General features: G+C 67.8%; 21 protein-coding genes. 9 read left to right on the forward strand and 12 right to left on the reverse strand.

The genetic code is table 11. The annotated features are described in order from the left end of the window. The first annotated feature begins 12 nt into the window (after positions 1-12). Entirely contained in the window at positions 13-213 is a 201-nt protein-coding gene (locus tag ACLJRL_RS12190; protein ID WP_410656238.1) for a PspC domain-containing protein, read from the forward strand. A 67-nt stretch (positions 214-280) separates the two neighbouring features. Here the strand turns inward: ACLJRL_RS12190 and ACLJRL_RS12195 are convergent, their stop codons facing one another. The 7 genes from ACLJRL_RS12195 to ACLJRL_RS12225 form a co-directional block, all read right to left on the reverse strand. After that, positions 281-1,462, reverse strand: coding sequence for an ABC transporter ATP-binding protein (locus ACLJRL_RS12195; protein WP_410656239.1), 1,182 nt, complete (start codon positions 1,460-1,462; stop codon positions 281-283). 3 nt (positions 1,463-1,465) lie between these two features. Continuing rightward, positions 1,466-2,308: a carbohydrate ABC transporter permease gene (locus ACLJRL_RS12200; RefSeq protein WP_410656240.1), complete on the reverse strand. Its 843-nt coding sequence runs from the start codon at positions 2,306-2,308 to the stop codon at positions 1,466-1,468. Beyond that, positions 2,308-3,258, reverse strand: coding sequence for a carbohydrate ABC transporter permease (locus tag ACLJRL_RS12205; RefSeq protein ID WP_410656241.1), 951 nt, complete (start codon positions 3,256-3,258; stop codon positions 2,308-2,310). Before ACLJRL_RS12205 ends, ACLJRL_RS12200 begins: the two co-directional genes overlap by 1 nt. Beyond that, complete coding sequence (locus tag ACLJRL_RS12210; protein ID WP_410656242.1) at positions 3,255-4,577, reverse strand: ABC transporter substrate-binding protein; 1,323 nt, start codon at positions 4,575-4,577, stop codon at positions 3,255-3,257. The genes ACLJRL_RS12205 and ACLJRL_RS12210 overlap by 4 nt, the downstream gene beginning before the upstream one ends. Positions 4,578-4,842: 265 nt before the next feature. After that, on the reverse strand, positions 4,843-5,361 hold the full coding sequence (locus tag ACLJRL_RS12215; RefSeq protein WP_410656243.1) for a general stress protein: 519 nt from the start codon (positions 5,359-5,361) through the stop codon (positions 4,843-4,845). Between the two features lie 143 nt (positions 5,362-5,504). Further along, positions 5,505-6,080 (reverse strand): OmpA family protein, encoded by a 576-nt coding sequence (locus tag ACLJRL_RS12220; protein WP_410656244.1) that lies wholly within the window; start codon positions 6,078-6,080, stop codon positions 5,505-5,507. 274 nt (positions 6,081-6,354) lie between these two features. Continuing rightward, positions 6,355-7,551 carry an acyl-CoA dehydrogenase family protein gene (locus ACLJRL_RS12225; RefSeq protein ID WP_410656245.1) on the reverse strand — a complete coding sequence of 399 codons (1,197 nt, stop codon included), beginning with the start codon at positions 7,549-7,551 and terminating at the stop codon, positions 6,355-6,357. A gap of 144 nt (positions 7,552-7,695) precedes the next feature. Here ACLJRL_RS12225 and ACLJRL_RS12230 point away from each other — a divergent pair, with 144 nt between their 5' ends. Both ACLJRL_RS12230 and ACLJRL_RS12235 read left to right on the forward strand, forming a co-directional pair. Further along, positions 7,696-8,073 (forward strand): DUF4190 domain-containing protein, encoded by a 378-nt coding sequence (locus ACLJRL_RS12230; RefSeq protein WP_410656246.1) that lies wholly within the window; start codon positions 7,696-7,698, stop codon positions 8,071-8,073. A gap of 50 nt (positions 8,074-8,123) precedes the next feature. Further along, positions 8,124-8,840, forward strand: a complete 717-nt coding sequence (locus ACLJRL_RS12235; protein ID WP_410656247.1) for a DUF4190 domain-containing protein — start codon at positions 8,124-8,126, stop codon at positions 8,838-8,840. A gap of 139 nt (positions 8,841-8,979) precedes the next feature. Here ACLJRL_RS12235 and ACLJRL_RS12240 read toward each other — a convergent pair whose 3' ends face one another. Beyond that, on the reverse strand, positions 8,980-9,867 hold the full coding sequence (locus ACLJRL_RS12240) for an SPFH domain-containing protein (RefSeq protein ID WP_410656248.1): 888 nt from the start codon (positions 9,865-9,867) through the stop codon (positions 8,980-8,982). Positions 9,868-9,955: 88 nt separating this feature from the next. Here ACLJRL_RS12240 and ACLJRL_RS12245 point away from each other — a divergent pair, with 88 nt between their 5' ends. From ACLJRL_RS12245 to ACLJRL_RS12260, 4 genes are read left to right on the forward strand one after another with little or no spacing between them, the layout of a single operon-like run. Next, entirely contained in the window at positions 9,956-10,867 is a 912-nt protein-coding gene (locus tag ACLJRL_RS12245) for an aminoglycoside phosphotransferase family protein (protein WP_410656249.1), read from the forward strand. A 44-nt stretch (positions 10,868-10,911) separates the two neighbouring features. Then, positions 10,912-12,219 (forward strand): magnesium transporter MgtE N-terminal domain-containing protein, encoded by a 1,308-nt coding sequence (locus ACLJRL_RS12250; protein ID WP_410656250.1) that lies wholly within the window; start codon positions 10,912-10,914, stop codon positions 12,217-12,219. Next, a complete protein-coding gene (locus ACLJRL_RS12255) occupies positions 12,212-12,721 on the forward strand; it encodes a DUF1003 domain-containing protein (RefSeq protein WP_410656251.1) in 510 nt (169 codons plus the stop codon). The genes ACLJRL_RS12250 and ACLJRL_RS12255 overlap by 8 nt, the downstream gene beginning before the upstream one ends. Before the next feature lie 9 nt (positions 12,722-12,730). Next, positions 12,731-13,876 carry an Mrp/NBP35 family ATP-binding protein gene (locus tag ACLJRL_RS12260; protein ID WP_410656252.1) on the forward strand — a complete coding sequence of 382 codons (1,146 nt, stop codon included), beginning with the start codon at positions 12,731-12,733 and terminating at the stop codon, positions 13,874-13,876. 173 nt (positions 13,877-14,049) lie between these two features. Here the strand turns inward: ACLJRL_RS12260 and tatB are convergent, their stop codons facing one another. Further along, on the reverse strand, positions 14,050-14,478 hold the full coding sequence (gene tatB, locus ACLJRL_RS12265) for a Sec-independent protein translocase protein TatB (RefSeq protein ID WP_410656253.1): 429 nt from the start codon (positions 14,476-14,478) through the stop codon (positions 14,050-14,052). A gap of 56 nt (positions 14,479-14,534) precedes the next feature. Further along, positions 14,535-16,067, reverse strand: coding sequence for a S1C family serine protease (locus ACLJRL_RS12270; RefSeq protein ID WP_410656254.1), 1,533 nt, complete (start codon positions 16,065-16,067; stop codon positions 14,535-14,537). A 159-nt stretch (positions 16,068-16,226) separates the two neighbouring features. Between ACLJRL_RS12270 and ACLJRL_RS12275 the strand changes: the two genes are divergently transcribed. Continuing rightward, the gene (locus ACLJRL_RS12275) at positions 16,227-16,904 is read left to right on the forward strand and encodes a hypothetical protein (RefSeq protein WP_410656255.1); all 678 of its coding nucleotides are present in this window, start codon (positions 16,227-16,229) and stop codon (positions 16,902-16,904) included. A gap of 4 nt (positions 16,905-16,908) precedes the next feature. Here ACLJRL_RS12275 and ACLJRL_RS12280 read toward each other — a convergent pair whose 3' ends face one another. Together ACLJRL_RS12280 and sigE are read right to left on the reverse strand one after the other, a co-directional pair. Further along, positions 16,909-17,604 (reverse strand): anti-sigma factor family protein, encoded by a 696-nt coding sequence (locus ACLJRL_RS12280; RefSeq protein WP_410656256.1) that lies wholly within the window; start codon positions 17,602-17,604, stop codon positions 16,909-16,911. Then, complete coding sequence (sigE, locus tag ACLJRL_RS12285; protein WP_410656257.1) at positions 17,601-18,200, reverse strand: RNA polymerase sigma factor SigE; 600 nt, start codon at positions 18,198-18,200, stop codon at positions 17,601-17,603. The genes ACLJRL_RS12280 and sigE overlap by 4 nt, the downstream gene beginning before the upstream one ends. A gap of 199 nt (positions 18,201-18,399) precedes the next feature. On the opposite strand from sigE, the gene ACLJRL_RS12290 reads away from it, so the two are divergent. Next, positions 18,400-19,050 (forward strand): O-methyltransferase, encoded by a 651-nt coding sequence (locus ACLJRL_RS12290; RefSeq protein WP_410656258.1) that lies wholly within the window; start codon positions 18,400-18,402, stop codon positions 19,048-19,050. Positions 19,051-19,069: the final 19 nt, after the last annotated feature.

Raw genomic sequence — 19,069 nt, forward strand, 5'->3', positions numbered from 1 at the left:
GGGACGAACCCCGTGAGCAACGCCGTAGCCACCCGCCTGACCCGACCGCGCCAGGGCCGCATGATCGGCGGCGTCTGCGCCGGTCTCGCCAAACGGTTCGGCACCACGCCGGGCAAGGTCCGCCTGTTCGCCGTGCTCTCCTGCCTGCTGCCCGGCCCGCAGTTCCTGGTCTACCTCGTTCTCTGGATCGTGCTCCCCCAGTCCGACTACTGATCCTGAGCGAAGCGAAGGCCCCCTTCTCCACACCGAAGCGGGAAGAAGAGGGCCTTCGGACGACCGGCTAGTCGGTGTAGGTCAGGTTCTTGCCACTGGCCCCATCGAAGAGCTTGATCTTGTCGGCGTCGAACCAGAGGTCGATGTTCTGGTTCTCCGCGGCCGAGGACGTGGCCGAAAGCCGGGCCACGATCTGCGACTCGGAACCCGGGACGTCCGCGGATCCGCTGTCGGCGGCGAGATCCGCGAGGTCGGACGACGACGCGACCTCACCTTCGACGGAGAAGTGCGCGAACTTCTCCGAGCCCATCGACTCGAGGACGTCGACGTGGGCGGTGAACGTGGCCCCGCCCCCGCGAGCGGATTCCTCCACCAGCGAGGCGTCCTCGAAATGTTCCGGCCGGATGCCGACGATGACCTCACGCGGCGCGTCGGCGGCCTCGACCAGCCGCCGGACCCGGTCGGTGAGCGGGATGTCGCCCAGCGCGCTGCGCGCGATCCCGTTCTCCAGCGTCGCCGCCACGAAGTTCATCGACGGGCTGCCGATGAACCCGGCCACGAACAGGTTCGCCGGGTTGTCGTAGAGGAACTGCGGCGAACCGATCTGCTGCACGTACCCGGCCCGCAGCACCACGACCCGGTCGCCGAGGGTCATGGCCTCGGTCTGGTCGTGCGTGACGTACAGGGTCGTGGTACCCAGCTGCTTCTGGATCTTCGACACCGACGTGCGCATCTGGCCGCGGAGCTTCGCGTCCAGATTGGACAGTGGCTCGTCCATCAGGAACGCCTTGGGATTACGGACGATCGCCCGTCCCATCGCGACCCGCTGACGCTGCCCGCCGGAGAGGTTGGCGGGTTTGCGGTCGAGGTGCCCGGTCAGATCGAGGATCTGCGCGGCCTCCTCCACCTTGGCCCGCACGATCTTGTCGTCGACCTTGGCCAGCCGCAACGGGAACGCCATGTTCTCCCGCACGCTCATATGCGGATAGAGGGCGTAGGACTGGAACACCATCGCGATGTCGCGGTCCTTCGGCGCCTTTTCGTTGACACGCTTGCCATCGATCCGCAGTTCGCCGGAAGAGATGTCCTCCAGCCCGGCGACCATGTTCAGCGTCGTGGACTTTCCGCAGCCGGACGGGCCGACCAGGATGATGAACTCACCGTCGGCGATCGTGATGTCCACTTCGGACACCGCGAGGGCGCCGTCGGGGTACTTCTTGGTCACCTTCTCGAGAATGATTTCAGCCATGGGTCAGCCCTTCACCGCACCAGACGTCAGCCCCGCCACAATGCGACGCTGGAAGAACAACACGAACAGAATGATCGGGACGGTGATCACCACGGCGGCCGCGGAGATCGTCCCGGTGGGATCTTCGAACTGCGAGGACCCGGTGAAGAACGACAGCGCCGCCGGGACCGTGCGCGAGGCCTCGGTCGAGGTCAGCGAGATCGCGAACAGGAAGTCGTTCCAGCAGAAGATGAACACCAGGATCGCGGTGGTGAACACCCCCGGTGCCGCCAAGGGCGCGATCACCTTCCGGAACGCCTGCGCCGGGGTCGCGCCGTCCATCTTCGCCGCTTTTTCCAGCTCCCACGGGATTTCCCGGAAGAACGCGGAAAGCGTGTAGATCGACAGCGGCAGCGCGAACGTGATGTACGGCAGGATCAACCCGGGCCAGGTGTCGAACAACCCCAGCTCACGTTCGATGTTGAACAGCGGCGTCACCAGTGAGACCTGCGGGAACATCGCGATCAGCAGCGACATCCCCACCAGCAGCTGCTTACCGGGGAAGTCCAGCCGCGCGATGGCGTAGGCCGCCATCGTGCCGAGGACGACCGCGATCACCGTCGCGATGATCGCGATCCCGATCGAGTTCACCAGTGCGCGGATGAACTCCGTGGTCTCGAAGATGTCCGCGTAGTTCTGCCACGTCCATTCCGACGGGATGAACTTCCCGTCGTCCAAGGTCTCCTTGGTCTTGAACGAAAGCGAAACCACCCAGAGCACGGGGACCAGCGCGAACACCAGGACCAGGATGTCCACCAGGCCCCACTTGAGTTTGCGGCCGGTAGTGACCGCTCCTCCCATCGCCATCAGCGCTTACCCCCATTGTCACTACCGGGTGCGGCCGTGCCGAACACCTTGATGAAGAGGAAGGCGATGATCGCCACCGTGATGAAGATCAGCACCGCCATCGTCGACCCGATCCCGAGGTTCAACCCCTTGACCAGGTTGTTGTAGGTCTGCATCGACACCGACGACGTGTCCTGCGCACCGTTGGTGAGCACGAAGATGTTGTCGAAGATCCGGAACGCGTCCAGGGTGCGGAACAGCAGCGCCACCAGGATCGCCGGCTTCATCACCGGCAGCATCACCTTGGTGAACCGCTGCCACGCCGTCGCGCCGTCCATCGCCGCCGCCTTGAGCAGGTCGTCCGGCACCAGCGCCAGCCCGGCCATCAGCAGCAGCGCCATGAACGGCGTCGTCTTCCACACCTCGGCCAGCACGATGATCGCCAGCGACGACCCGTACTGCGTCAACGGCGCGGAATCCGACGCGAACATGTTCGCCAGGTAGCCCGTGTCCGGTGTCCAGGCGTAGTACCAGGAGAACGCCGCGACCACCGTCACGATGCCGTACGGGATCAGGGCGACCGTCCGCACGAGGCCCCGGCCGACCAGCGTCCGGTGCATGATCAACGCCAGACCCATACCCAGGACGAATTCGATCACCACCGAAACGATGGTCAAGCCCATCGTCGTCCCGAACGCCGTCCACCAGTAACTGTTGGTCAGTACCGCGACGTAGTTGTCCAGCCCGACGAATTCCTGCTGCGCGGGGAAACGCAGGTCGTAGCGCTGCAGGGAAAGCCAGATCGAGTAGATGATCGGGTACCCGGTCACCGCGATCATCACGAACGCGGCCGGAGCGCACAACCAGAGCCCGAGCTTGCGCTCGGCCTTCTTTCCTTCACTGAGAACGGGTTTGGCCTTCTTGCCCGTCCCGCTCTTCGTCGCCGAAGCGGCGGTTTCCTGCACGGTCACGGGATCACTCCCTTCGACTGGAGCGCGTCGGCGAGCTGCTCGCGCAGCTTCTCCGCGGTCTTCTGCGGATCGATTTCAGAAGGCGGGGAAAGAACCTTCGACAACACGGTCGAAGCGTTCTGGTACGCCGGGGTCAAGGGACGCACCGCGGCGTCCTTGAGGGCCTCCAGAATCGTTTCCCGCATCGGGTATTTCGTGTCCATGCTCGGGTTGTCATCGCTCTGCGGCGCTGTCGCGTCGAGCGGCAACGTGTCCGTGTAAAGCGATTCGAGCGTGGGCGGGACACCGTCCTTGAGCGCGGAGAACTTCTGGTTCTTCTCGTTGCGCAGGCACAGCGCGACCTCGAAGGCCTCCGTCTTGTGCTTCGACGTCGAACTGACCGCCATGTTGTAGCCACCGATGGTCGTCTTGGCGGGCTTGCCCGCTTCGAACTCCGGATAGGTGGTCCACTTGAAGTGCTGGAGTTCGTCCTTCTTGTCCTTGGCGTAGGCGGCGTAGACGAACGGCCAGTTCAGCTCGAAGGCGGCGTTGCCACGCTGGAACGCCAGGCGGACATCATCCTCCTTCGCGTTGGTCAGCGACGCGTCGGTGACCCCGGCCGTGGTGACCTTCTTGAGCATTTCGAGCGCCTTGACCGCGCCCGCGTCCATCACCACCGACTTGCCGTCGTCGGAAAGGATCTTGCCGCCCGCCGACTCGACGAGCGTGTTGTAGATGACGACGAGGCCTTCGTACTGCGCACCGGTGAACACGACGTTCCCCGGTTTGCCCTGCGCCTTGAGCGCCTGGCCCTGCTGGATCATCTCGTCCCAGGTCTTCGGCGGTGTCGGCGTCAGCCGATCGTCGTACCAGAGCAGCTGGACGTTGGTGTTCTTGGTCGCCGCGTAGAGCTTTCCGTTCCACGTGGCGGTTTCCAGCGGTCCCGGCAGGACACCGGCGGTGGCCTCGGACTTCGCCGCACCGGTCCACTCCTCGGCCCAGCCCGCCTCCGCGAACTCGGAGACCCAGGTGACGTCCAGCCCCAGTACGTCGAGTGAATCATCCCCAGCGGCCATGCGGCGCACCATCTGCTCGCGCTGGCCGTCCGCTCCTCGGGGGAGCTTGTTGTACACGACCTCGTAGCGCCCGTTCGAGGCTTTGGTGCATTCGTCCACAACGGACTGGAAATTGTCTTCGGGCGCGTAATAGACGTTGATCTTCAATCCTGAACCGGATCCGCAGCCGGCCAGCAGGCCCGCCGTCAGCGCTGTCGCGCCGAGTAGCGCGGCAGTGCGGCCCGGCGAGCGGCCACTCCGGCTCGCGCTCATCCTCTTCCCCATGAGGCCTCCTCACCCGCGCGCACGCCCGAGGTGGCTGACCGGCCGGCACTAGACGCGTTGAAGCAAGCCGCGCGCCAGCACCCCGACGTGCTAGTGCTCGGGCGAACGCGATGGAGTACGCGTCCGCCCGACTGGTGTTGTGCAACCTATTCCGGGCGATCATCGCCCGCAAGCAGTATCGGTAACGATTCAGCGGAGCGCAGGGCGAACAGCGGAACCCGTACCGCCGAATGTCAGTGGTCCGGTGCCGTTCGAGCCCGCCGCGTCATCGGCCGGGGCGGGGCGGACGCAGCGCGAGCTGCGCCAGAAGCTCCCGGGCCCGCTCGGCCGAACGCGGCTGGCAGAGCACGTCGTAGCGGCCGGCGACCAGCTGGCTCGCGGAGGAGAAGTCGCGGCGGGACATGCTGTAGCTGATGGCCGCGAAGACCGTCCACGCCAGAATGCCGAGCACGAGCCCGCCGATCATGGGCTGCCAGGCGAAGCCCTGGTCGTTGAACATGCCCAGCAACAGGCCGATGATCAGGCCGAACCACGCGCCCGACACCGCGCCGGTGCCCAGCACACGGCCCCAGCTCAGCTTGCCGAGGATGCGCTCGACGAGCATCAGGTCGACCCCGACGATGGTCACGTCGGTGACCCCGAATTCCTTCTCCGCGAGGAAGTCGACGGCATGTTGCGCTTCGCCGTACGTCGCGTAGGAGCCGACCGGCCAGCCCGAAGGCTGCGTCGGCAGTCTGGGCAGTCCGCCCGCGGCACGTCCGCCTCCGCCAAAGGGAGCACTCACGCCAACCACCTCTCGCCCGTCGCCGTCCATCCTCTCAAGGACGGGCGCACGACGCGAACCAGCCGGACGGGCGACGAAAAGACCCCTTCCGGGCGAGACGGTTCTCCGTCACGCCCGGAAGGGGCCTCTGTCCCGGGTCCGGGCTACTGGGCGGCCTTGATGGCGGCCGTCATGGCCTTGGCGTCGTCACCGCCGACACCCTCGCTGCCCTCGGCCTTGGCCATGATCCGGTCGGCCGCGACGCCGCCGGTGGTGAGGACCTTGCTCACCGCGTCGGCGCGCTTCTGCGACAGTTCGGTCGCCATGGCCGCGTCGGGATAGCCCGCGTGCGTACCGACCTCGAGCTTCACGGCCGGTGCCGCAGCGGCGGCTTCGGCGACCTTCTTCAGGGTCGCTTCACCCTCGTCGGTCAGATCGGCGCTCTGCGGCGAGAACTTCACCGGGGAGGCGGTGAGGATCTCGTCGAGTTTGGTCTGGAGACCCTGCACCGCGGCCGCGTCCGGCTGCCCGTTCTGGTTGTCACCGTTCTGGTTGTCGCCGTTCTGGGCCCCGTCGCCCGGTGCCGCGCTGCCCTGCCCGGGCGCCACGGCACTCGCCGCTGACGAAGCCTGCGCGTTTCCGCCGGCGTTGGCGTCCTTGTCGTCATCGCCGCAGCCGGCGACCGTCAGAACCGCGAAAGCCACGACGGCGATTCCACTGATCCTTGTCCGTCGGTTCACTTGCCCTCCTCCGTAAACACCTTCCAGCCGGAACGTACGCCGGGCACGGAGGTGCCGAAAATCGAGAAGGGCAGCGGAAAAACGCCCGCGATGACGGCAAAGTGTCACCCGGGGTGTGCCGTTTCGGACGATCACGGTTTCAAACCCCACGATCCGTCCGGAAGAATCAGGCCGGGACCACTTTGGGTAAGCCGGATCCGCTCGAAAGGGCGTGGGCGGCACTTGAGAACCGAAGTGATCTTTCGCCGGTTCGGGTTACCCCGACCGTGCGGAATCAGCTCCTGCTCTTGTATTCCCGCAAGAGGCCGCGCGAGATGATGGTCTTCTGGATCTCGCTGGTGCCCTCGCCGATGAGCAGGAACGGCGCCTCGCGCATCAGACGCTCGATCTCGTACTCCTTCGAGTAGCCGTAGCCACCGTGGATGCGGAAGGAATCCTGGGTGACCTCGGCGCAGTACTCGCTCGCGATGAGCTTCGCCATCCCGGCCTCGACGTCGTTGCGCTCGCCGGAGTCCTTGAGCCGCGCGGCGTTGACCATCATCAGGTGCGCGGCCTCGACCTTGGTGGCCATCTCCGCGAGCTTGAACGCCACCGCCTGGTGCTCGGCGATCGCCTTGCCGAAGGTCTTGCGCTGCTGGGCGTACTCCACGGCCAGTTCGAACGCGCGGATCGCGATCCCGCACGCCCGCGCGGCGACGTTGACCCGGCCGACCTCGACACCGTCCATCATGTACGCGAAGCCCTTGCCCGGAGCTTCGCCGAGCACCATGTCCGCGCCGATCTTGTAGCCGTCGAAAACGGCTTCGGTGGTGTCGACGCCCTTGTAGCCCATCTTGTCGATCTTGCCCGGGATGGTGAGGCCGGGAGCGACCTCGCCGAAGCCTTCGGGCTTTTCGACCAGGAACGTGGTGAGGTTCTGGTGGGCCTTCTCCGCGCCCTCGTCGGTCTTGACGAGCAGCGCGATCAGGTTGGAACTGCCGCCGTTGGTCAGCCACATCTTCGCGCCGTCGATGACATAGCCGTCGTCGGTCCGGCGGGCCTTGGTCTTGATCGCGGCGACGTCGGAACCGAGGTCCGGCTCGGACATCGAGAACGAGCCGCGCACCTCACCGGTCGCCATCCGCGGCAGGAAGTGCTGCTTCTGCTCGGGCGTCCCGTGCCGGGAGATCATGTGCGCGACGATGAAGTGCGTGTTGATCACGCCGGAGACGCTCATCCAGCCGCGCGCGATCTCCTCGACCACGAGCGCGTAGGTGAGCAGCGATTCGCCGAGGCCGCCGTACTCCTCCGGGATGGTGAGCCCGAACAGGCCCATCTCCTTCATCCCCTCGACGATGTCGGTGGGATAGGTGTCGGAGTGTTCGAGTTCCTGCGCGCGCGGGATGACCTCCTTGTCCACGAACTGGCGGACCGTGGCCAGGATTTCGGACTGCACGTCGGTCAAGCCGGCGGTCTGGGCGAGGCGAGCCATCGCTGCTCCCTTAAGTCGCGCGCGCCGGTCGCCCGGCGCTGGGTTACCGGTGAGTATGACGCGAAACCCGGGTCCCTGCTATGAGCGCAGTCACGCGTACGCCCATCCGTGACGGTACGGTCCGGAGCCGACGAGGGGGACCGCATGACGAATCCGCACGACCCGTACGAGCAGCAGCCGTCCGGGCAGTTCGAGCAGCCGTACGGCCTCCAGCCCTATCAGCCGCCGCCACAGTTCTACGTCCAGCAGCCCTACGCCTACGTGCGGCCGCCGGACCAGGGCATGGCGGTGGCTTCGCTGGTGTGCTCGCTGATCGGGCTGGTCATGTGCTTCCCGGCGATCCTCGGGATCGTCTTCGGCCACATCGCGCTCTCGAAGGCGAAGCGCGGCGAAGCGGGCGGCCAGGGCATGGCGCAGGCGGGGATGATCATCGGTTACGCGATCGTGGGGCTGTGGCTCATCCCGGTCATCCTGTGGTTCGTGTTCGTGGTGCTGGCGATCGGTGCCGCGGGCGTCTCGTGACCGGTTCCCGGATACGGTGGTGTCCCGCACGAACCAGGGGGCCAACTCCGATGAGCAGTTCCGACTCGCAGGACACTCCGTCGACGTCCGACTCGACGTCGTCCTTCACCGACTCGACCGGGTTCTCGGACCCGACGTCCGCGTCCGAGACGGTGTCGAGCCCGGCGCCGGCGGAACCGCAGCAGTTCCAGCCGCCCGCCCCGTTCGCGCCTCCCGCGCCGTTCGCGCCGCCGCCTCCGTTCGACGCCACGCAGGCCGACGAGACCCCGACCGCCGAGGCCCGGCCGTCCGAAACCCAGCCGTCCGAACCGTTCTATCCCCAGCCGCTCGACCCGCCCGCGCCGCCGTACGCGCAGGCCATCGACCCGCTGACCGCCCAGCCCGTGCCGACCCCTGGCTTCGCGACCCCGGACGCCCCGGTGCCCGCCGTGTACACACCCCAGCCGATCCCGATGATCCCGACGTACCCGCCGCCGCCCTACGGCCAGCCGTACAACCCGTACGCGGCCGCGGCGCCGCGCCGCACGCAGGACAACGGGATGGCGATCGCCGGGCTGGTGTGCTCGCTCGTCGGCATCTGCTCGTGCGTGACCGTGGTCGTCGGGCTGGTGCTCGGGCACATCGGACTCGCGAAAGCGAACCGCGGCGAGGCCGGCGGGCGCGGCATGGCGCTCGCGGCGGTGATCATCGCCTACGTCGTCATCGCGCTGTACACCGGTTTCTTCGGCACGCTGATCATCTTGGGCGTCAACGGAGAACTCGACTAGCCGCTCACCGGCGGCCACCAGAGCCGTGCCGATGTCATGAAAGGGTCTTTCAGGACACTTTTCGTCCTGAAAGACCCTTTCATGACACTTCCCGACGGTCGGCTCCGCGAATAGAGAGCAAGGGACCTTTACTATCGCCTCAGGTCCGCAGGTCGGCGTCGTCCGGTTCGCGGGGCACCGGGGCCACCTGACCGTTGGCTTCCGCGGCGTCGGGCACCGCGAGAGCCGGATCAGGAACGGCAGGAGCCGGAGGAGCCGCCGCAGGCGTCGAAGCCCTGGGCGTGTTCGCGTCGAGGAAACGCAGCAGTTCCACCGGGAACGGCAGCACCAGTGTCGAGTTCTTCTCCGCCGACACCTGCACCACGGTCTCCAGCAGCCGCAACTGCATCGCCGCCGGGGTATCGGCCATGGTCGCGGCCGCCTGCGAAAGCTTGTACGACGCCTGCAGTTCACCGTCGGCCGAGATGACCCGCGCCCGGCGCTCGCGTTCGGCTTCGGCCTGGCGTGACATCGAGCGTTTCATCGATTCCGGCAGCGCGACGTCCTTGATCTCGACCCGGTCGATGTGGATGCCCCAGTCCAGCGCCGGGCTGTCGATCATCAGCTCCAAGCCCTCGTTGAGCCGTTCGCGGTTCGACAGCAGGTCGTCCAGCTCGCTCTTGCCGATGATGGACCGCAGCGAGGTCTGCGCGACCTGGCCGACGGCCGAGCGGTAGTCCTGCACGTTGATCGCGGCCAGTACCGGGTCGATCACCTTGAAGTAGACGACCGCGTCGACCCGCACGCTGACGTTGTCGCGGGTGATGCCGTCCTGCGCGGGGATCGGCATCGTGATGATCTGCATGTTGACCTTCTGGATCCGGTCCGCGAAGGGCACCAGCAGCGCCAGTCCCGGTTCCCGGATGGTCGCCCGGACCCGGCCGAACCGGAAGATGAGACCGCGTTCGTACTGTTTCACCACACGCAGGCTCGTCGCGAGCCAAGCGCCGCCCGCGACGGCGACCGCACTGAGAATCTCCACCACCATGGCTGCTCCCGGGGTTGTTCTCCCTGTTCACGGTACGCCCGGCGGGTCACGGTCGAAACACGGTGGACACGGCTGCCAAGGTGGGATCGTGACCGGTTTCAAGATCCCACCCAAATTCCTCGACCGTGCCGCCGAACTCGGCCCCGGAGCCGCCGAGTGGCTCGACTCCCTGCCCTTCCTCGCCGAGAAGTACGCCGGCAAGTGGGATCTCGAATTCGACGGCGAGGCCATGCACGGCTTCGTCGGCGTCGCCCAGCCCGTCCGCCGCTCCGACGGCTCGCCCGCGATCCTCAAACTCGGCTGGCCGCATGAGGAATCCGCCGACGAGCCGCTCGCACTGTCCACTTGGGCCGGTCAGGGCGCGGTCCTGCTGTACGACAACGTGCCCGAGGACGGCGTGCTGCTCCTGGAGCGGCTCGACGCCGGCCGGTCGCTGGAGACCGAGCCGATCCAGCAGGCCGTCGAGACCGTCGGCGCCTTGGCGCGACGCCTGGCCGTCCCCGCTCCCGAAGCGCTACAGCGTTCCCTTCGCGACGAAGCCGCGGAACTGGTCACCGAACTCCCGGGGACCTGGAGCGAACTGGGCGAGCCGTTCGACCGGAAGTTCATTGACGCGGCGGTGGAAGTCTGCGCGGATCTCGGCCCCACGGCGGGCGACCTGATGGCGAACGAGGACCTGCACTTCGAGAACGTCCTCGCCGGCGAACGCGAACCGTGGCTGGTGATCGACCCGAAGCCGCTTTCGGGTGACCTGGAGTTCGGCGCGATCTCGATCCTCTGGAACCGCGCGACCGAGTCCACAATGGACGACAAGATCGCGTGGTTCACCAAGGCGGCCGGAGTGGACGCCGAACGCACGCGGGCGTGGACACTCGTGCGCGCGGTGCAGAACTGGACCTGGCTCTACGAAGACCTCGCCGAGGGCACCTCGCCCGAGGCCATCGCCGAAGATCCCGCGTACGTCGCCGTCCCGGAAATCGCCGCCTGGGCATTGCGGTGATCACACGAATCGTCTCCCGCCCCGGGAGCCGATAACCTTCGGTCATGGCCGCCTTGAACAGGGTATTCGCAGCTCAGCTGGCCGGTTTGCCGGTTTTCGGACCCGACGGCGAATCGATCGGCAAGGTGCGCGACCTGGTGGCCGGCCTGCGGCTGGACCAGCAGCCGCCGCGGATCTTGGGCATCGTCGTCGAGCTGACCACGAGGCGCCGCGTGTTCGTGCCGATGTTGCGGGTGACCTCGATCGAGCCCACCGCCATCACGCTCGCCACCGGTTCGGTCAACATGCGCCGCTTCCACCAGCGGCCCAACGAGGTGCTGGTGGTCGGGCAGCTGTTCGACGCGTACGCCACGATGGCGGGCTCGGACACCCGGGTCACCGTCGTCGACGCCGCCATGGAGCCGACGCGGACCCGGGACTGGGTGCTCGCGAAACTCGCGATCCGCGAGCGGTCGAGCAGGCTCGGCCTCGGCAGGCGGCGCGCGCCGATGCAGGTGCTGCCGTGGTCGGAGGTGTCCGGGCTCGGGCTCACCGACCTGACCGGGCAGACCCAGGGCGCGGCGCAACTGCTGATGCTGTTCGACACCATGCGCGCGGCCGACGTCGCCGCCACCGTGCGGGACCTGCCGTTGAAACGACGGCACGAAGTCGCCGACGCGATGGACGATGAGCACCTCGCCGATGTCATCGAGGAACTCCCCGAGGACGACCAGAAGGAACTGCTGTCCTACCTCGCCGAGGAACGCGCCGCCGACATCCTCGAAGCGATGAACCCCGACGACGCCGCCGACCTGCTGGCCGAACTGGCACCCGCCGAGCAGAGCCGGTTCCTGGAGCTGATGGAACCCGAGGAGTCGGCGCCGGTGAAACGGCTGCTCAAGTACTCCTCGGACACCGCCGGCGGGTTGATGACGCCGGAACCGGTCGTCCTGACCCCGGACGGCACGGTCGCGGAGGCGCTCGCGCATATCCGCAACGCCGACCTCCCGGTGGCGCTGGCGAGCATGGTGTTCGTCTGCCGCCCACCCACCGAGACGCCGACGGGGCGCTTCGTCGGCGTCGTCCACTTCCAGCGGCTACTGCGAGAACCACCCGCGGAGATGGTCGCGAGCGCCGTCGACACGCAGTTGCCCGCGTTGCGGCCCGACGCCACGTTGTCCGAGGTCACCCGCTACTTCGCCGCCTACAACCTCACCTGCGGGCCGGTGGTCGACGCCGAAGACCACCTGCTGGGCGCGGTCACCGTCGACGACGTTCTCGACCACCTGCTCCCGGAGGACTGGCGCGAGACCGGGCTGCACGACATCACCGGCGAAATCAACGGAGAGACCGAGGAGGACGAACGTGCCTGAACTGACGTCCGGGCGGCGGCTGGACCAGCCCCGCGGCCAAGGCCGATTCAGGCTGAACATGGATCCGGACACCTTCGGCAGGCTCACCGAACGGGTCGCGCGGTTCCTCGGCACCGGCAAGTACCTGTTCTGGCAGACCCTGACCGTCATCGTCTGGATCGTGCTGAACCTGGTGGCGGTCTCGCTGCGCTGGGACCCGTACCCGTTCATCCTGCTGAACCTGGCGTTCTCGACACAGGCCGCCTACGCCGCACCGCTCATCCTGCTGGCGCAGAACCGCCAGGACGACCGCGACCGCGTCTCGCTGGAGGAAGACCGGAATCGGGCAGAGCAGACCAAGGCGGACACCGAATACCTCGCGAGAGAGCTGGCGTCGCTGCGGATCGCGGTCGGCGAGGTCGCCACCCGCGACTTCCTGCGCGGCGAACTCGACCGCCTCCGCGAGGATCTTGATGCCAAGCCGCGCAAGGGCAAACCCGACCGCGCCGCTACCGGTACGTAACATGGAGGCGTGACCAGTACGCAGCAACTCCCCAGCGTCGACGATGTCCGCACCGCGCTGAAGGCCGTGTACGACCCGGAGATCAAGAAGCCGATCACCGAACTCGGCATGGTCAAGGGCGTGGAGGTCGGTCCGGACGGTGTGGTCACCGTCGGGATCTACCTGACGGTCGCCGGCTGCCCGTTGAAGGCGACGCTGACCAAGGACACCACCGATGCCGTCGCGAAGCTCCCTGGCGTCAGCGACGTCAAGGTCGAGCTCGACGTCATGAACGACGAACAACGGACGGAACTGCGAAAATCGCTGCGCGGTGACGCCACCGAACCGGTGATCCCGTTCGCGCAGCCGGGTTCGATGACGCGGGTCTACTGCGTCGCGTCCGGCAAGGGCGGCGTCGGCAAGTCCTCGGTGACGGTGAACCTCGCCGCCGCGATGGCCGAGCGCGGGCTCTCCGTCGGCGTGGTGGACGCGGACATCTACGGGCACTCGGTGCCGCGGATGCTCGGTGCGCGGGAGAAGCCGACCAAGGTCGACACGATGATCATGCCGCCGCAGGCGCACGGCGTGAAGGTCATCTCGATCGGCATGTTCACCCCGGGCAACGAGCCCGTCGTGTGGCGCGGGCCGATGCTGCACCGCGCGCTGCAGCAGTTCCTCGCCGACGTGTTCTGGGGCGACCTCGACATCCTGCTGCTGGACCTGCCGCCGGGCACCGGCGACATCGCGATCTCGGTGGCGCAGCTGATCCCGAACGCGGAGATCCTCGTCGTCACCACCCCGCAGAAGGCGGCCGCCGAGGTGGCCGAGCGCGCGGGCGCGATCGCGCTGCAGACGCGGCAGCGGATCGCCGGTGTCATCGAGAACATGTCGTGGCTGGAGACGCCGGACGGCGGGCGGATGGAGCTCTTCGGATCCGGCGGCGGGCAGTCCGTGGCCGATTCGCTGTCGAAGTCGGTCGGCTCACCCGTGCCGCTGCTCGGGCAGATCCCGATGGACCCGCGCTTGGTCTCCCACGGTGACGCGGGGACGCCGATCGTGCTGGCGGAGCCGGGCGCCCCGGCGTCCCTCGTGCTCAAGGAGGCGGCGAAGAAGCTGACCGTCCGGGCGCGCGGGCTGGCCGGGATGATGCTGAACGTCACGCCCGCGGGCCGCTGACCTCAGCCCCTCGCCGATGCTATGAACGGCCCGTTACTTGCAAAATTTGCAAGTAACGGGCCGTTCATAGCATCCGGAGTGCCACGCAACTAGAGGACTGATTGCGGTGGTTGCGCGTGCAAGGACCGCAACCAGAGGACTAAACGCGGTAGGTGCCGGGGGTGCGGGGGTCGTCAGGTGGCGTCGGGGTCGACCGGAGGGCGCTCGCCCGGCTTCAGCGGCTCGGACTGGGCGGCCGTGGCCGGGTGGCCGTTGGGCTTCGCGGCACCGTTGGTACCGCCGCCGTTGGTGCCCCCGTTGGTGCCGTTGATGTTGTTGAGCCCGAGCGGATCCGAGTCACCGTCGAACAGGTGCTGGGTGACGACCCGCTTCGGGTCGAAGTTCCGCAGGCCGCGCAGATCCTCCAGCGGCTTGCGCAGCTGGTCGAATTCCGGGCCCATCTCCTCGCGCAGTTGCGTCTTGGCCCCGGTCGCGAAGTCGCGGACCTTGCGCACGCTCTTCGCCATCCACGCCGCCGCTTCGGGCAGCCGTTCCGGACCGAGGATGAAAAGACCCGCGACGATGATGATGAGGATTTCGCCCCAGCCGACACTCTCGAACACCTGTGTGAACCTCCGCCTCGGCCTCTTCCCCGTTCAGGGTACCCGTCCGAACCCTCTCAGTCCGAAGCCAGTTTCACGTCCACCACAAGCGAAGACCCATCCCGGACAAGCCGGACAGGAACCACTTCGCCGACCTCGCGGGCGCGGACCGAAACGAGTAGCTCCGCCGAGTCCCGGACGAGCCGTCCGCCGACCTCGGTGATCACGTCGCCCTCCTTGATCCCGGCCGACGCGGCCGGGCCGCCGGGGGCGACGTTGCGGACCTGGGCGCCCATGGTGCTGGAGCCCGCGACCGTCGACGAGGCGTTGATGCCGATGTCGGGGTGGACGACCTTGCCGTCCTTGATCAGCGTCTTCGCGATCTTCACCGCGTAGTCGCTGGGGATGGCGAAGCCGATGCCGATGCTGCCGCCTTCGGCACTGGACGAGCGGATGGCCGAGTTGATCCCGACCAGCGCACCGGTCGCGTCGACGAGCGCGCCGCCCGAGTTGCCGTGGTTGATCGCGGCGTCGGTCTGGATGGCCTCGTAGATCACCGGGGCGCTGCCGCCGTCGCCGCCCGCGGTCACCGGGCGGTTGAGCGCGCTCACGATGCCGGCGGTGACCGAGTTCTGCAGTGCCAGCGGCGAGCCGACGGCGATCACCGAATCGCCGACGGCCAGGTCGGACGACTTGCCGACCTGCAACGCGGTCGGGTTCGGCACGTTGACCTTGACCACCGCGAGGTCGGTCTTCGGGTCGGCTCCGACGATCTTCGCCTCGGTGCGCGTGCCGTCGTAGAACACGGCGGTGACTTTGGTGGCCGAGTCGGCCGTCGCCGCCGAGATCACGTGTTCGTTCGTCAGCACGTAGCCCTGGGTGTCGATCACGACGCCGGAGCCCTGCTGGCCGGCTTCGGCGCCGGGCTTGAACACCTCGAGCGAAACCACGGCGGGCGCGACCCGGTGGGCGATGTCGGAGATCGAACCGGCCGGGCGTTCCTTGGCGGCGTCGGCCTCGGAGATGCTGGCCTCGCCGGTCAGTTCGGTGCCGGTGTCGGCGAACCACCAGCCGACCAGCCCGCCCGCGGCGCCGACGACCAGCGCGACGGCGGCGAGCATCGCCAGCGCCTTCGTCTGCACACGACGCCCGAAGAGGACTTCCGGAAGACTCAGCAGCGCACCGTTCGGCCGCTTCGCGTCCTTGTCGTCATCCGGCTCCGTCTGCACGGCGGGCCCGGCGAGGACCGCACCGGAAGAGGGGTCGCGCCAGGGGTCCGAGGTCGTGGTCCAGAGCGGGGATTCTGCGTCGTCGTTCCCGGACGGCTCGGAACCGTTGGCCCCGTGCGGCCGCTCGAGCACGACACCTTCGGCGCCCGGCGGGCGACGGAAGGCCTCGGCGAGCGATTCCGGGGCGGGAGGGGCCAGGTTCACCGTCCCGTTCGTCCCGGACCGGTACAGCTTGTCGAAGGCCCCGTCGACGCCGTGCGGCCTGCCGAACGTGGCCGCCTGCGTCGGATCGACGGCGGGCCGGGCCAGTGGGCGCGGCGCCAACCGATCCCTCGCCGGGTCACCAGGCTGCTGAGGGTTCGCGTTCGGCTGCTCGGACATCATTCCCCGGGGCTGAGATCAGGTGGCCGGACGCGAGAGTACGCCAAGCCGGTGTCTTGATTCTGCCGTGACCACGGTGAAGTGCGCGTTGATTCGCCGAACCGGCGAAGAATGTGACACTTAAGGCAACCATGTCCCAGTTTGCGGAGTCTTACGGGCATGTCGCAAAACCCCGGAGGCCAGTTCCCGCCGCAGCAGCAGTACGACCCGAATCGGCAAGGTCAGTGGCCCCAGCAGCAGTGGTCCGAACAGCAGTGGCCTCAGCAGCAAGGCCGGCCACAGCAACCTCCCCAGAAGAAGGGCCTGTCCACCAAGGTCAAGGTGCTGCTGCTCGTCGCCGCGCTCGTCGTGGTCGGCGGCGGGATCGGGCTGATCTTCCTGATGAAGGCGGCGGCCGGGCCGGAGAAGCAGGCGGGGAAACTGGAGGTCGGCAACTGCGCCCTGCTGACCGGCACCGGCAAAGAGACCGACGCGGTGAAGACGCCGTGCGGCGCGCCCAACACCCCGTACATGGTCAGCACCGTGGGCATCGACCGTGGGGAGTGGAACTGCTCCGAAGGCTTCTATCGGGTGGCGATCCCGACGCCGATGCGCGGTGAAGGCGTGGCACTGTGTCTCGGGCTCAACGGCCAGCCCGGAGCCTGCTACGACGACATCGAGAGCAAGACCCCGCCGAAACTCGTCGACTGTGGCAAGGCGCGGCTGAAGGTGCTGACCACCGTCCCCGCGAACGTGATGGGAACCGGCTGCCCGGACGAGACGACGAAGACACTGACTTACACGAGCTATCTGGATCCGCGCTTCAAATCGAGCACGATCTGCTTCGGCAAACCCTGACGGATCAGCGGGCGGAAACGGGAACGGGCGCGCTCGACGTGCTCGGGGCCGGCGTGGGGCTGCGCGACGGTTCCGGCTGGAGGCCGCCGCCCAGCTGCGCGGGCAGCAGACCGGCGTTGACGCCCTGAGGCGGGACCAAAGCGGGGGTGGGCCGGTCTTCGATCCCCTCACCCGAGGTCGCCACCAGGGCCAGGGCGCTCAGCACCAGACCCGAAACGACGACTCCGGCGCCCTGGGCGTACTTCCGCCGGGAGGGGCCGAACCGCCCGCCGCCGAGAACGTTCGGCGACTGGCCCAGCGGGGCCGATGATCCCAACGGCGCGGCACCGCCCAGCACTCCATTGTCACGAAGGACGGCGGTGTCACGAAGGCCGGCGACCCTGTCGGGACGCTGGATGGCCACCAGCTGACCGTCGGCGGTCATCGCCAGATTGTCCGGCGCACCGGGAAGCTCGGTGTTCTGCGGGATAGAGCAGAGGCTCGCGAGGAAACCCGCCGACATCGACGGGGCGCCTGCCTGCTTCACGGCGGTGACGGCCTGGCGCTGCGCCGAGACCTCGGCCGCGCATCCCTGGCAGCGGGCGATATGCGCCGATGCCCTGTCCTGGGCGCCGAGCGACAGCTCACCGTCGACGAAGGCGACGATGGCGTCGGGAAGCAGATGCGACTCGGGGAGTGCCCAGCCTCGCGGTGCGGTCATACCCCCACCTTCGCAGACTCCTGCGCCGCGGCGCGTCGACGCTCCAAAGAAGCGCGGAGCGCCTGGCGGCCGCGGTGGATCCGGCTGCGCACGGTGCCGAGTTTGACACCGAGAGTGGCGCCGATCTCTTCGTACGAGAGACCTTCGACGTCACACAGCACGACCGCGGCACGGAACTCGGGCGGCAACTCGTCGAGCGCCTCCTGCAGGTCCGGGTCGAGGTGCGTGTCCGAGTAGACCTGCTCGGGGCTCGGGTCGTCACCGACGATGCGGTCGGTGTCCTCGGGGAGGCCTTCCATCCGCACGCGTGAGCGGCGGCGGGCCATGTCGAGGAAGAGGTTCGTGGTGATGCGGTGCAGCCAGCCTTCGAACGTCCCTGGCTTGTAGGACGCGAGGGAGCGGAAGACCCGGATGAAGGTCTCCTGCGTCAGGTCCTCGGCGTCGTGGGCGTTACCGGTCAGGCGGTAGGCCAGCCGGTACACGCGGTCGGCGTGCTCCCGCACGACCTCGTCCCATGAGGGCGGGGTCCATGCGGCCTCGTCCACGGTCACCGGTGTGACCTGGTCCGCGATCTGGTCCTGCATCGTTTCCTGCATCGGGGAAGTAGGCACCTCCATCAGCGTCTTCTCCCAGCTACTCCACCCAACGCGGGCGATCTGCACGGTGTTCCCGTCTTCGAAGACCAGTCTGTCCGGCCTGCTTATGTTTCTAGTGAGACAGGACTGAGAAGACCCTGAGAAGTCGGTACCAGGGAGTCTTCGCTCTTTTGTCGATAAGCAGCGCTAACCTCCGCGTGTGAATTCCGGGACGCATGCGGGCTCGCCTGCCGAGACCGCCGACGCCGACCTCGTCGACGGGTACCTCCCCGACGACGAGGTACTGGGCACCGCGCGGGCGCGGTCGGCCGACCTGGGGTGCGGTCCGCTGAGCGCGGGCGCCGGCGCGACTCTGCGTTTTCTCGCCACGACACTGCGCGCGAAAGCCGTCGTCGAGGTCGGGACCGGAGCGGGCGTGAGCGGGTTGTGCCTGCTCAGGGGCATGGTCGACGACGGGATCCTGACCTCGATCGACATCGAACCCGAGTACCACCGGGCGGCCAGGGCGGCGTTCCGCGAGGCCGGCTACCTGCCCGGGCGGACCCGGCTGATCCTGGGCCAGGCGCTCGACGTCCTGCCGCGGCTCACCCCCGGCGGCTACGACCTGGTGTTCGTCGACTCGGCGCCGATCGAGTACCCGAGTTGCTACGAGAAGGCCGTCTCGCTGCTGCGGCCCGGCGGGATACTGGCGTTCCACAACGTTTCGGGCACCAGGGTGACCGATCCCTCACGACGCGATCCGGACACGCTCGCCCTGCGCGAGGTCGCGCGGGCCTTCCGGGAGGACGAACGGCTCGTGCCGGCGCTGCTGCCGGTCGGTGGCGGGCTGCTGGTCGCCGCCATCGCGTAGCAAGGGACCTTTGCTATCG

This window comes from Amycolatopsis sp. lyj-112, from assembly GCF_046549055.1.
GTDB lineage: Bacteria > Actinomycetota > Actinomycetes > Mycobacteriales > Pseudonocardiaceae > Amycolatopsis.